The organism is Bacillus sp. EB106-02-03-XG38, assembly GCF_058792175.1.
Window position 1 is genome coordinate 219,143 of the sequence record NZ_JBYTED010000001.1, and the last position, 12,588, is coordinate 231,730.

A 12,588-nucleotide genomic window follows, 5' to 3' on the forward strand; every position below is an offset into this window, starting at 1 on the left:
TTATTCGTATATATGGACAAAGAGAAATTAATTGTTTAAACTTTACAAAGTATTCATCATAATAGGTTATGAAAATAATAATTCGGGAATGGGAAATATTTGTAATTAACTAGATTTAACTTTTGAAATTGAAAAGCAGGAGGTTTGTAATGGGTAGAATATTAAATTGGTTTCGTGATATGAAAGTAGCAAAAAAACTACTAATGTCATTTTTTGTCATTTTAATTGCGGCTGTATCTATTATTGGAGGCATGTCTTATCAAACGGCTAAAAAGAATTTTGAATCACAAATTACGAGCAGTGCTCACGACAATATAAAAATATTAGATAATTTAATCAATCAAATGATTGATGCAAAATTTAATGATGTGAATAATTTTGCACGGGTGATTCAAGGTAATATGTATCAAGGGGATAATCAAGATGAATTAAGAAGAATGTTATCTCAATATATCAATTTGAATAAAGATGTTGAGCAAGTATATGTTGCTGGGAATGATAAGAAATTTGTGCAAGAACCAAATATACAAATGGCAGCAAACTATGATCCAACAGAACGTTCTTGGTATAAAGATGCAGTGGCAAAACAAGGTGGTATCGTAATTACTGAGCCGTATAAGGCACAAGGAAATGGACATATTGTCGTAACGATTGCAAAACAAGCAGAAGATAAAAACGGTGTTGTAGCGGTAGATTTAAGTTTAGATAATTTATTAAAAACAACAAAGTTAATTAATATTGGTAAAAAAGGATATGCTTTTATTTTAGATGGGAAACAAAAAATAATTGCACATCCTCAAGAAAAATCAGGAGAAAAAGCAGCGGATTCTTGGGCGAAGAAAATTTATGAAGATAATCATGGCTCTTTTTCCTATACGTATGACGGTAGCGAAAAGAAAATGGTATTTGCTACAAATGTAAAAACAGGTTGGAAAATCGGTGGGACGATGTACTCAAATGAAGTAATTGAAGCTGCGCAGCCTGTATTTTATAATATGTTAATTGTTATGTTCATTTCATTAGTTATAGGCGGGGCACTTATTTATTTTGTAACACTTTCTATAACGAAGCCATTAAAAAGATTAGTTGCTACTTCTAAAGAAATAAGTGAGGGAGATTTAACGCAAACAATCGATATCCATTCTAATGATGAAATTGGCCAACTTGCAAAAGGATTTAATGAGATGACAGATGCATTGCGAACGTTAATCGGAAGAATTAATACTTCGGCTGGACATGTTGCAGCAGCATCAGAAGAGCTAACGGCAAGTGTAAGACAAGCAGGTGAAGCGACTGAGCAAATTACAATGGCAATGGATGAAATATCGAGCGGGGCAACAACGCAAACGACAAGTGTAGAAAATGGTGCAATGTTACTATTTGATGTAACAGAAGGAATTCAGCATGTTGCAAATAGTTCATCATCAATTAATATGGCTTCTGCTCATACTCGTGAAAAAGCAGAAAATGGCGAGAAACTGGTAGGAAAAACAGTAAATCAAATGCAGTCTATTGCAGAATCTGTTTCACAATCAGATGAAGTTATACAGTTATTAAATAATAAATCAAAACAAATTGGTGACATACTAGAAGTAATTCAAAATATTGCAGATCAAACAAATCTTCTAGCTTTAAATGCGGCAATTGAAGCTGCAAGAGCAGGAGAGCATGGAAGAGGATTTGCAATCGTTGCAGATGAAGTACGTAAATTGGCCGAGAAGTCTAGCGTATCTTCTAGTGAAATTAGTAAATTAATATGTGAAATACAAGATGACATGAGTAAGACGGTAAAATCTATGGGGCATGTAAATGAAGAAGTTCAATCTGGACTTGTTATTGCGAATGAAACGAAGCAAAACTTTACTGAGATTTTACAATCTACAAATGAAATTGCAGATCAAATTAAAACAATGGTTGAAACGGCTAATGGGATGTCAAAAGGTGCAAATGAAGTGTCTATTTCAGTAGGGCAAATTGCAATGACAGCACAGAATAATGCGACGAGTACTCAAAACGTTGCAGCATCAGCAGAAGAACAACTAGCGTCCATTGAGGAGATTAGTTCTGCGGCAGGTACGTTATCTCAAATGGCTGAAGAATTACAAGGGTTAATTGAAAGATTTAAAGTGTAACAGAGGACAGACTATCACCAAAGTAGCAGTATGCTATTTTGGTGTAGTCTGTTTTTATTATGTAAATGCATATTTTGTATAATGTTTGTCGAAAAATAGAGGTATTTGTTAACTTTGTGTATAATTATAATGATGTAGAATACAAATAAAGGAGATTAGTATGGGAGTTTATTGGGGTACCAAGAGAAATTCTTGGCTTAGTTATGTCTCATTTTGGTTAAGTATTTCATTTTTTATTGTTTTTCTAATTGAAGTGTTTATTTTAAAAACACTTTCGAATAGTTCGGTGCAAATTGTTAAATATTTTTATTTTATATTTGTACCAGTAAACATCTTTCTTAGTTTAAAGTTACTCTTTAAGAAGGATGAAAAGAAAGCATTACCTATTTTTAGTTTCATTGTATCATTATTATTTACAATTTTAATACTAGTATTAGCGTTAGCAGCTACTGGGAAATTCTTTTAAGGAGAGTGATATAAGTCACTCTTCTTTTTTGTTGTTGCAAGTAAATAATAAGTGGAAGATGGGCAAAGAATGCATTTCATTAAGTTTGACATGCTTTCAAAAGTTTAGAAGCATATTAAAAAATGAAGTAAGAGACAATCCATATAATAATGAAGAGAATCTAGGTGTTTTATATGTAGTTATGAAGCAAATGAATACGGTAAGGACGGTGATATATGGTACAATACATATGGATAGTGATAGAGATAAAGGGTATATATAATACCCATCGTTTTTTAGTAAGAGAGGGGTTATCTTATGCTATACGAGGATTTGATGACAATATTTCAAGCAGCTCCGAAAGAAGAAGGTAGTGGTGGCTGGAAATATATAATCCAGGAACGAAATGATAAATATGAAATTGTTGATGAACTGTTAAAAAATCAAATGAGTGTTGAATTGTATTTTAATGAATATGATGAGGTGAAAATCACTTTATATAAAGATGGGATACCCATTTCTACTATGCAAAGAATTGTGATTTCAAAGGTTGAATTAGATGAAGAGGAAGAAGGAATTCAATTCGTTTTAGAACGTATGCCTAGTCGGATGATTCGCTTGCAACTAAAGCCATATTTAGCACTCGAAATGGGACCGTACTGGGAAGTATGTGATGATTGTGAATAAACATAAAAGAAGCATCCAATAAACATGGATGCTTCTTTTATGTTTTTTGAAGTTGTTTGAAAGCGATAATTGGAAGTAAAATGATGCTGACCCACCCGATTATAGGATATAGAATGTGAAGTAACTCACTGTAGCCAACGTAACTAAAGCAATAACTTATTAGTAAAATGAAGAAAATAATATTGTTACTTTTCCACCCGGTGATGGATTGCATTTGTTTTGTCATTCCAAATACATTGCCAACTAATGTTGTGAACACTTCACCGAAAATGATAAGAACAAAGAAAAAGTGAAAAGTTGCATTGAACTTTCTTATGACTTCAGCCATTGGGATGTTATATTGATAAAATTGATCGACTGATAAGATAGCTAAATGGCTACATAATAAAATTAAAGAAAGTCCTGCCCCACCTAAAATACCGCCCCATAAAATGGCCTTGCGATCTTTTACTTCACTGGCTAAAGGGACGAGAACGCTTTGGGCGAGAGAAAGATTTAAGGCGACATATGTAATAGGACTAGTGATCCATTTCATATTCCAGCTCTCTGCTGGAATAGTATTACTAATAGGAGTTGTACCGTGAAAAAAAGTTGTAATAGCAAGTCCGATAATAAAAATCATCATAATAGGTACGACAAGTGTATTTACTTCAAAAACACCTTGTAATCCCCGACTACCTATAATGAGACAAGCAATCACTGTAATGAAAATGCCGAGTTGTCTTGGTAAACGAAGTTGCTCTTCAAATACCGCTCCAGCTCCTGATAACATAACGCTCGTTACACCAAATAATACGAGTAATAATAGTGTATTTACAACATTTCCAAATACATCTCCAAATAAATATTTGTTAAATTCTTGCGCTGAAAATGCACCGATTTGTGATGAAAGTAACATCATTTTTGTGCCAAGCCAAATAAAAAAAAATCCACTTACACATATGCCAATTGTTCCATAAAATCCGTTCACTGTAAAAAATTCAACTATTTCTCGTCCAGTAGCAAATCCAGCTCCAACGACTGTTCCAATATAAGTAGCAGCAACTTTCTTTGCTACTTGCCATTGTTGATTGTCCATGTTATCCCTCTTTCTACTACGATGAGCTTGATTTACTATTATGCATATGTATGAGCTTGGACAATTAGACGTATGAAGTGTTGGAAAACATACATGAATTAAAAGGTATTAGGGAAGTATTAAAGGTGTTAAAACTTTGTTACATATAAGCCAATCGTTCGAAATGATAGGAAATGTATGGTAACATGTAACTAGGTTATTAAAAGATAAACATTATGAAATGATAAGAGGAGTGGATTGTATGAGTACGAAAACAAATGTTGTTGAAGTATTAAACAAGCAGGTAGCAAACTGGAATGTGTTATATGTGAAACTACATAATTATCACTGGTATGTGACAGGACCACACTTCTTTACATTACATGAGAAATTTGAAGAGTTTTATAATGAAGCTGGAACGTATATCGATGAATTAGCAGAACGTATTTTAGCGTTGGAAGGTAAGCCTTTAGCGACAATGAAAGAATATCTTGCAACATCTAGTGTGAGTGAAGGGACAAGCAAGGAATCAGCAGAAGAAATGGTGCAAACATTAGTGAATGATTACTCTGCACTTATTCAAGAATTAAAAGAAGGCATGGAAGTTGCTGGCGAAGCTGGCGATGAAACATCAGCGGACATGTTATTAGCAATTCATACTACATTAGAACAACACGTATGGATGTTAAGTGCGTTCTTAAAATAAATGAAAGTTTATTAAGAAAAAGTCATTGAAAAATTTGTTCAATGGCTTTTTTTGTAATTTTTCAGTTTTCTTTTATGCTATAATATAGTAAAAAAGGAGGCGATGCGATGTTTCGCTTTTTCAGAACTGAAAAAGAAGAGCGTGAAATTACGAAAGATGAATTAGAACAAGCGATGGCTAAGTTTCTAGAAAAGAATGCTAATATTGTTTATACAGTATTAGTAAATGATGATTATACAGTAAATTATGATTTGTTAAAGCCATATTTACTTGCATTTCCAACAAATAGTTTTCTTATTACGAAGGAAACGCTTGAGGTATTTGAACATACAGAAGAAAATCTAAACCTAGTTAAAGAAATTGATATCGTACAAAAAGCAGTAGATCAGTACGTAACAGAAAAAGAAATGTTTCCGATTGTTGAAGGTAGTGAAGAGCGTCTTATATGCGGGATGAAATTAGGACCTTATTTAAATCGTATATTAAAAAGAGACTTATATATTTCAGAAAAACATTATTTAGTTTCAAGTAAACCAGACAGAAAAAAACAAAAAAGTGGATAGATGTGTAGAAAACAACAATAAATATATTGTTGTCTTTTTTTGTTTGCTAAAATATTGATTTTTCAGTCTATTGAATTTTATAATAAACTTATTGGACGAAGAAGTGTAATGATTAAGTATTGTTTGCGTGAATTATATACAGTGATTACAGAATGGTACAAAGGTTTGAAAGATAAATAGGAGAAAAGGTTAAGGGGGAATTGGGGTATGAAAAATAATACGACTTACATTCAATTATTAAATGAAACGTTACATCGTTACGCAAATAAAGGGAGTTTGGAAGCGTACACTTATATAATGGAGCATGCGAAAGGCATAGTGGGAAATGAGGCCCAAATATATAATTTCAAATATGCACTAGCGGGTGCAGCAGGGCTTGAAGAAGAAGCGATGCATGTAATGAAGGAAGCCATTATAGAAAAGGGTTTTTGGTATGGAAATGAATATTTAATGACCGACGACGATTTAAAACCACTACATAAATTTGAAGAGTTTCATAAAATGGTTCAATTATGTAAAGAAAGAGAAGAATTAGCAAAGAAAACAGAACGAGCAGACGTGAAATGTATTGAAGGTAAGAAAAAAGAAAAACTATTTATTGCAATGCACGGAGATCAAGAAAATATAGGAATAGTAGAACCATATTGGAAATCTGTTTTGGATCAAGATTATACATTGGTTTTACCACAATCTTCGCAAATTCAGTTTTCAGATGGATTTGTTTGGGATGATATACATAGAGGGAAAGAAGAATTAAAGGAGCATTACGTTAATTTTAAAGAAAATCATACAGTAAAAAGTGTAATAATTGGTGGTTTTTCTGCTGGCGCAAGAGTAGCTTTGTATACGATTTTACAAAAAGATATAGAGGTAGATGGTTTTATTTTTGTGGCGCCGTGGCTTCCAGAGATTGAAGAATGGAATGAGTTGTTGGGAGTGCTACAAGATAAAAATATAAAGGGATATATAATATGCGGGGATCAAGATGAAGATTGTTTCGAATGTACGCAGCAATTTGTACAATTATTAAGAGATAATAATATAGAACATAAGTATAAGGTTGTGCCTAATTTAAACCATGATTACCCTGAGGATTTTGAAGAGCTGTTAAAAGAAGCTATTGCATATATAAACAACAAAAGTAATAAGTAGTAAGAAAGGGAGATGCATCATAATTGATGTATCTCCCTTTAATATTTATAAATGAAAAGCATTTGCTAGTAAGCGATAAGAATTCAATTTATCTTCAAATCGATGAGTAATTGTAACAATCATAAATTCGTCAGTATTGTACGCTTTGCTTAAGTTTACGATTTGTTCTTTCACAGAAGATGGATCACCGACGATCATACGTTGACGATTTTCTTTTATACGGAATAGATCATAAGCGCTGTATGAATAATTTTGTGCAGTTTCGATAGAAGGAGTACCAGTTGTACGCTTTCCTTGTTCTAGTAATAAGATTGATAAATCTAAACTAGAAGCAATTTTTTCCGCCTCTTCATTCGTTTCTCCGCAAATAACAAAAATAGAGACGATTGATTTTGGTTTGTCTCCTAAATAGGAAGGTTGGAATTGTTCCTGATAAGCCTTCATTACTTCAGGGCCACCGTATCCATTAATAAACTGTGCGAATGCAAAAGAAGCACCTTGTTTTGCGGCAATCATCGCACTCTCTCCGCTAGAACCGAGCATCCACATCTCAGGAGATGTTGGAATGACAGGGGTAGCCTTTAAATTTGCGTAATGATGGTTTTCTGGTACTTGATCATGTAAGTACATTGCAACATCTGCAATTTGCTCTGGGTATTGATCAAGTGAGACCATTTTTCCTTCTTGTAGTGCGCGAGTTGCAATTGGCATACCGCCAGGTGCTCTGCCGACACCAAGGTCAATACGATTTGGATAAAGAGCTTCTAAAACGCGGAAATTCTCAGCAACTTTATACGGGCTATAGTGAGGTAACATAACACCACCTGAACCAACTCTCATACGCTCCGTTTTTGCTGCAATATGAGAAATAAGTATTTCTGGACTTGAACCAGCAAGGCTGACAGAATTGTGATGCTCAGATACCCAAAAGCGTGTGAATCCTAGTTTTTCAACTTCTTGCGCAAGCGTAACTGTATGTGAAAAAGCTTGGGTTGCTGTACTACCATCTGAAATAGGGGATTGGTCTAACACACTTAATTTGATCATAGAATATACCTCTCAATCTTAATGTACATCCTATTATATATTTACTTACGAAAAATGCGTAATAAAATGCTCAAAATACGAAGTGGATAAACAAACTATCCACAATTAATGAGAAAAGCCTCTTTCATAATGATTCATTTCGACTAAATTTAAAATATAATCATAGTTATCAATCTCAAGTTTTAGTTGTTCAAACTCTTTTTTGGAAAGGTGCATACTACTAAGTTTATTGCATAGTTGTTGTTTCTTTTCTTCTAAATACTTCTTTGTAGCGTGGTAGTCGTAAGTTTGTTTCATTTTCAACCACTCCTTCTTTGCTGTTGCTATATTATACGAGGCGTGAAGAGATGTGAAAGCTAACTCTTATGTACTTTTAGTGAATATTCCTCTTTCCATGTTGTTATGTTTATGGGGATTTATGAATAAAATGCACTAAACCACTAATGCCCATTTTATCCCGCATTAACGGGCAGTAAAACTCCCACCTCCAAATTCGGCTGGAGCAAAGAAGATAGGTTGGAGATTAACTGCCCATAAAAGCCCGATTGGTTCAACTAATAATCAGTGGGGGAAGAACCCCCACTGATTATAGTTTCACTTTATGAAGTAAGGGGTGGAATTGTGCAGAAAGATATAATGTATAACACTGAGATGGATGAAACGTTAAAAGTTATAAAAAAAGGGTTAAAGAAGACGACTCGTCCGAAGCAAATTATAGTAGTAGGGGCTGGCATGGCAGGGTTGGTTTCGGCATCTTTATTAAAAGCTGCAGGACATGAAGTGAAGATTTTTGAAGCAAATAACCGGGTAGGTGGCCGTATAGAGACGGTTAGAATGGAAGATACCGGATTATATTTGGATGTAGGGGCAATGAGAATTCCGTATTCGCACACATTAACGATGGCATATATAAGAAAATTTGGACTAGAGGTAAGCCCTTTTATTAATAGAAATGAGACAGATATCGTTTATGTAAATGGCCGGAAAACAACATTAAAACAATATGAAAAAGATCCAAGTATATTAAAGTACCCTGTGGAAATGAATGAAGTCGGGAAAACGTCAGAGGAGTTATTATTGTTAGCAGTGCAGCCTATTATAAATTTTATAAAAAAGAACCCAGAGAAAAATTGGGATGTTGTAGTAAAGGATTTTGGAAGATACTCTACAGGACAATTTTTAAAGTATCATCCTTATCAATATAATACTTACTTTTCACCAGTCACAATCGAGATGATCGGTGTTTTATTAGATTTAGAAGGTTTTTTGGAAAGGTCATTTGTTGAGACTTTACGCTTTTTATATATTATGCAAGAGGAGGGTGGTTTTTGTGAAATAGTAGGGGGAAATGATAGATTACCAAAGTCCTTCTTACCACAATTAGAAGAAAATATTATATATAATCAAAAATTAATGAAGCTTCAGCAACACGATAACAGTGTGACAGCTTTCTATCGGAACGAGAAAACTTTCGAATATAGTAGTATTACAGGGGATTTAGTTATTAATACAATTCCATTTTCGACAATGCGCTTTGTAGAAGTAGATCCATTTGATTCTATATCTCATGAAAAATGGAAAGCAATTCGTGAATTGCATTATATGCCAGCGACAAAAATAGGAATTCAATTTAAAAGTCGATTTTGGGAAGAACAAGGACAGTTAGGTGGCAGGATTATAACGGATCTGCCAATTCGTTACGCTTATTATCCAAGTCACGGAATTGGAGAGAAAGGACCTGCTATGATGTTAGGAAGTTATACATGGTCTTATGATGCGTTGTTATGGGATGGATTATCAAAAGGGGATCGTATCTATTACACACTACAGAACTTAGCGACAATATTAGGCGGCCAAGTATATGATGAGTTCTTGTCTGGCATATCAAAAAGTTGGACGTTGGATCCATATTCGCTTGGAGGTTTTGCGCTATTTCAGGCAGGTCAAGAATCTGAACTACAACCAGCAATTATAAAACCAGAGGGGAGATTATATTTTGCTGGTGATCATACAACGTTATATCACGGATGGATACAAGGGGCAATTGAATCCGGAGTTCGTGTAGCGGTAGATGTAAATGAATTAAAAGTATAAAATTCAGAAATTTCTTTACTGTATAGTTTGAGATGGATATTATTATATATAAAAGAATTATAGGGAGTGTTGAAAGTGAATCCGTTATTATTTGATTTTCCTTCTGAATTTTATACTGAAAGGCTATTTATTCGAATGCCGAAACCAGGTGACGGTAAAGCTGTATACGATGCAATTCAAGCTTCTATGAAAGAATTAAAGCCATGGATGGTTTTTGCACAAAAAGAGCAAACAGAGGAAGAAGTAGAAGTGAGCATTAGAAAATCGCATATTCAATTTCTGCAGCGTGAGGATTTAAGATTACTAGTTTTTTCGAAAGAAACAGTTGAATTTATTGCATCAGCTGGATTACATCGTATTAATTGGGATATACCTCAATTTGAAATTGGGTATTGGATTGATTCAAGGTTTAGTGGAAAAGGCTATATGGTAGAGGCTGCAAAGGGTTTAACGAATTATGCTTTTTCTGAACTGAAAGCAAACCGTGTAGAAATTCGATGTGATTCTTTAAATAAGAAAAGTAGAGCGATACCTGAGAAATTAGGCTTTAAGTTAGAAGGTACGTTAGAAAGTGCGAGTGTAGCAGTAGATGGAAATGGGTTAAGGGATATGTGTGTATTTGCCATGACTAGAGATACATATGAAAAAGAAGAGCTGTAAAGAAACGGCTCTTCTTTTTGTACATTACGGTACAGGATGTCCATTAGAACTTTCGAAAATTGTAAACCATTGTTGACGGTCTAAGTTAACTTTTGTAGCAAGAGCCGCCGTTTTAACACGTTCTAATTTACCAGAGCCAACGATTGGTATCATGTTAGCTGGATGAGAAAGCAACCATGCATACATAACAGTATCAATGCTAGTAACACCTAGTTCAGTAGCGATTTTTTGTAACGTTTCACGTACACGTACAGCACGTTCTGATTGCCCAGTAAAGATTTCTCCTCCAGCAAGAGGTGACCAAATCATAGGATTGATTCTTTTTTCTTGGCATAAATCAATTGTCCCTTTTTCGAAATGCTCAAGCTGCATCGCAGAAACTTCAATTTGATTTGTAATGAGTGGGAAATCTAAATAGGAACTTAACATATTAAACTGTGATGGTAAAAAGTTAGATACACCGAAGTGACGGACTTTTCCTTCTCGTTTTAATCGTGAGAACGCTTCTGCTACTTCATTTGGATCCATATATGGATCAGGACGATGGATGAGCAATACATCAATATAATCTGTATGTAAGTTTTGTAAAGATTTCTCCGCGCTTCTTATAATATGTTCTGCACTCGTATTGTAGTGCGCAACATATCGCTCTGGAAATTTCGGTGATGGGGGAGCGATTCCACATTTTGTGACAATTTGCATATTTTCGCGTAAAGAAGGCTTGAGTTGTAACGCTTCTCCGAACAGTCCTTCACACGTATAACCGCCATAAATATCAGCGTGATCAAAAGTAGTAATCCCCATATCCATACAAGCTTCAATAAAAGAAAGTAACTCTTGCTTTGACATATTCCATTCTGCTAAACGCCAAAAACCTTGAATAATACGAGAAAATTCTAGTGTTTCGGTCATTTGAACTCGTTCCATTATATGTACCCCCTTGATGAATGAATAATATTTTGAAAAGGCTTTCTTACTACATATTATTATATAGTTACAGGTTCAGACATACAATAAATATGTTTTGCTACAAAAACGATTTTCTCTATATGCTATAATGTAAAAACATATAGCTATAAGGAGATGTAGGGAATGATTCCAGTAACAATATTAACTGGTTTTCTTGGATCAGGGAAAACGACATTATTAAATCGTATTTTATCAGAAAATCACGGTCAGAAATTAGCAGTGATTGTAAATGAAATAGGGCAAATTGGTATTGATAATCAACTGATTATGAATGTCGAAGAAGAGATTATGGAGATGACGAATGGATGTTTATGTTGTACTGTACGTGAAGATTTACTCGTCGCTTTAAAACAATTACTGGACGTAAAAGCGGAAGGGAAAATGGACTTTGATGGATTAGTAATTGAAACGACCGGTCTTGCAAATCCAGGTCCGATTATTCAAACATTCTTTTTAGATCCTGTTATTCAATCCGCATACCAAATTAACGGTGTTGTAACAGTAGTAGATAGTTATCATATACATAAACATTTTGAAAAAGGACTAGAAGCAAAAGAGCAAATTGCGTTTGCTGATGTTGTTTTAGTAAATAAACTAGATTTAATTGAAGAAAGTGAGAAAGAAAATCTCTTACATGAACTGCAAGGAATTAATCCGACTGCAAAGTTAATCGAGGCTACTAACTGTGATGTGGATATTCCATCGTTACTACAAATTCAAACGTTTAAAACGAAAGATACGTTACAAATTTACCCTCATACAGAGCATAATCATTTAGAAGGTGTAAAGTCGTTTGTATTACGTGAAGAGCGTCCGTTAGATTTACAAAAACTAAATGAGTGGATGTCAGCTGTCGTTCAAGAACTAGGTGAATATTTATATCGCTACAAAGGGATCTTATCGATTGATGGGGTAGATAAACGTATCGTTTTCCAAGGTGTGCATACACTGTTCGCTGCATCATACGATAGAGAGTGGCAAGAGGGCGAAGAACGAGTAAGTGAAGTCGTGTTTATCGGAAAAGATATTAATAAAGAATGGTTCCAAGAACATTTCAAGGAGTGTGTGAAATAAGT

Annotated in this window: 13 protein-coding genes; 9 read left to right on the top strand and 4 right to left on the bottom strand. The window is 34.3% G+C overall.

What is annotated here, in order from left to right:
* Positions 1–149 precede the first annotated feature (149 nt).
* From AC3WTI_RS01025 to AC3WTI_RS01035, 3 genes are all read left to right on the top strand, one after another.
* A complete protein-coding gene (locus AC3WTI_RS01025; RefSeq protein ID WP_097841870.1) occupies positions 150–2,132 on the top strand; it encodes a HAMP domain-containing methyl-accepting chemotaxis protein in 1,983 nt (660 codons plus the stop codon).
* A gap of 160 nt (positions 2,133–2,292) precedes the next feature.
* A complete protein-coding gene (locus AC3WTI_RS01030; RefSeq protein WP_087959570.1) occupies positions 2,293–2,598 on the top strand; it encodes a hypothetical protein in 306 nt (101 codons plus the stop codon).
* Positions 2,599–2,895: 297 nt separating this feature from the next.
* Positions 2,896–3,264, top strand: a complete 369-nt coding sequence (locus AC3WTI_RS01035) for a DUF3979 family protein (RefSeq protein ID WP_087959572.1) — start codon at positions 2,896–2,898, stop codon at positions 3,262–3,264.
* A gap of 37 nt (positions 3,265–3,301) precedes the next feature.
* Here the strand turns inward: AC3WTI_RS01035 and AC3WTI_RS01040 are convergent, their stop codons facing one another.
* Entirely contained in the window at positions 3,302–4,342 is a 1,041-nt protein-coding gene (locus AC3WTI_RS01040) for a YkvI family membrane protein (RefSeq protein ID WP_087959573.1), read from the bottom strand.
* Between the two features lie 241 nt (positions 4,343–4,583).
* Here AC3WTI_RS01040 and AC3WTI_RS01045 point away from each other — a divergent pair, with 241 nt between their 5' ends.
* From AC3WTI_RS01045 to AC3WTI_RS01055, 3 genes are all read left to right on the top strand, one after another.
* On the top strand, positions 4,584–5,027 hold the full coding sequence (locus tag AC3WTI_RS01045; RefSeq protein ID WP_000105199.1) for a Dps family protein: 444 nt from the start codon (positions 4,584–4,586) through the stop codon (positions 5,025–5,027).
* A 107-nt stretch (positions 5,028–5,134) separates the two neighbouring features.
* Positions 5,135–5,590: a DUF3939 domain-containing protein gene (locus AC3WTI_RS01050; RefSeq protein ID WP_087959574.1), complete on the top strand. Its 456-nt coding sequence runs from the start codon at positions 5,135–5,137 to the stop codon at positions 5,588–5,590.
* A 207-nt stretch (positions 5,591–5,797) separates the two neighbouring features.
* Positions 5,798–6,742: an alpha/beta hydrolase gene (locus AC3WTI_RS01055; RefSeq protein ID WP_097841871.1), complete on the top strand. Its 945-nt coding sequence runs from the start codon at positions 5,798–5,800 to the stop codon at positions 6,740–6,742.
* Positions 6,743–6,787: 45 nt separating this feature from the next.
* On the opposite strand, the gene AC3WTI_RS01060 is transcribed toward AC3WTI_RS01055, so the two are convergent.
* Together AC3WTI_RS01060 and AC3WTI_RS01065 are read right to left on the bottom strand one after the other, a co-directional pair.
* Positions 6,788–7,789, bottom strand: a complete 1,002-nt coding sequence (locus AC3WTI_RS01060) for an LLM class flavin-dependent oxidoreductase (RefSeq protein WP_097841872.1) — start codon at positions 7,787–7,789, stop codon at positions 6,788–6,790.
* A gap of 105 nt (positions 7,790–7,894) precedes the next feature.
* Positions 7,895–8,086, bottom strand: coding sequence for a DUF3896 family protein (locus tag AC3WTI_RS01065; protein ID WP_087959577.1), 192 nt, complete (start codon positions 8,084–8,086; stop codon positions 7,895–7,897).
* Between the two features lie 324 nt (positions 8,087–8,410).
* On the opposite strand from AC3WTI_RS01065, the gene AC3WTI_RS01070 reads away from it, so the two are divergent.
* Together AC3WTI_RS01070 and AC3WTI_RS01075 are read left to right on the top strand one after the other, a co-directional pair.
* Positions 8,411–9,883: a flavin monoamine oxidase family protein gene (locus AC3WTI_RS01070; protein ID WP_142305921.1), complete on the top strand. Its 1,473-nt coding sequence runs from the start codon at positions 8,411–8,413 to the stop codon at positions 9,881–9,883.
* A gap of 75 nt (positions 9,884–9,958) precedes the next feature.
* Complete coding sequence (locus tag AC3WTI_RS01075) at positions 9,959–10,543, top strand: GNAT family N-acetyltransferase (RefSeq protein ID WP_097841873.1); 585 nt, start codon at positions 9,959–9,961, stop codon at positions 10,541–10,543.
* A 24-nt stretch (positions 10,544–10,567) separates the two neighbouring features.
* Here AC3WTI_RS01075 and AC3WTI_RS01080 read toward each other — a convergent pair whose 3' ends face one another.
* On the bottom strand, positions 10,568–11,470 hold the full coding sequence (locus AC3WTI_RS01080; RefSeq protein ID WP_097841874.1) for an aldo/keto reductase: 903 nt from the start codon (positions 11,468–11,470) through the stop codon (positions 10,568–10,570).
* 165 nt (positions 11,471–11,635) lie between these two features.
* Here AC3WTI_RS01080 and AC3WTI_RS01085 point away from each other — a divergent pair, with 165 nt between their 5' ends.
* A complete protein-coding gene (locus tag AC3WTI_RS01085) occupies positions 11,636–12,586 on the top strand; it encodes a CobW family GTP-binding protein (protein WP_087959580.1) in 951 nt (316 codons plus the stop codon).
* The last annotated feature ends 2 nt before the right edge of the window (positions 12,587–12,588 follow it).

What these genes read in the sequence shown, in the direction of transcription:
- AC3WTI_RS01025 (WP_097841870.1), top strand. Translation starts at nt 150, where the DNA reads ATGGGTAGAATATTAAATTGGTTTCGTGATATGAAAGTAGCAAAAAAA.
- AC3WTI_RS01030 (WP_087959570.1), top strand. Translation starts at nt 2,293, where the DNA reads ATGGGAGTTTATTGGGGTACCAAGAGAAATTCTTGGCTTAGTTATGTC.
- AC3WTI_RS01035 (WP_087959572.1), top strand. Translation starts at nt 2,896, where the DNA reads ATGCTATACGAGGATTTGATGACAATATTTCAAGCAGCTCCGAAAGAA.
- AC3WTI_RS01040 (WP_087959573.1), bottom strand. Translation starts at nt 4,342, where the DNA reads ATGGACAATCAACAATGGCAAGTAGCAAAGAAAGTTGCTGCTACTTAT.
- AC3WTI_RS01045 (WP_000105199.1), top strand. Translation starts at nt 4,584, where the DNA reads ATGAGTACGAAAACAAATGTTGTTGAAGTATTAAACAAGCAGGTAGCA.
- AC3WTI_RS01050 (WP_087959574.1), top strand. Translation starts at nt 5,135, where the DNA reads ATGTTTCGCTTTTTCAGAACTGAAAAAGAAGAGCGTGAAATTACGAAA.
- AC3WTI_RS01055 (WP_097841871.1), top strand. Translation starts at nt 5,798, where the DNA reads ATGAAAAATAATACGACTTACATTCAATTATTAAATGAAACGTTACAT.
- AC3WTI_RS01060 (WP_097841872.1), bottom strand. Translation starts at nt 7,789, where the DNA reads ATGATCAAATTAAGTGTGTTAGACCAATCCCCTATTTCAGATGGTAGT.
- AC3WTI_RS01065 (WP_087959577.1), bottom strand. Translation starts at nt 8,086, where the DNA reads ATGAAACAAACTTACGACTACCACGCTACAAAGAAGTATTTAGAAGAA.
- AC3WTI_RS01080 (WP_097841874.1), bottom strand. Translation starts at nt 11,470, where the DNA reads ATGGAACGAGTTCAAATGACCGAAACACTAGAATTTTCTCGTATTATT.
- AC3WTI_RS01085 (WP_087959580.1), top strand. Translation starts at nt 11,636, where the DNA reads ATGATTCCAGTAACAATATTAACTGGTTTTCTTGGATCAGGGAAAACG.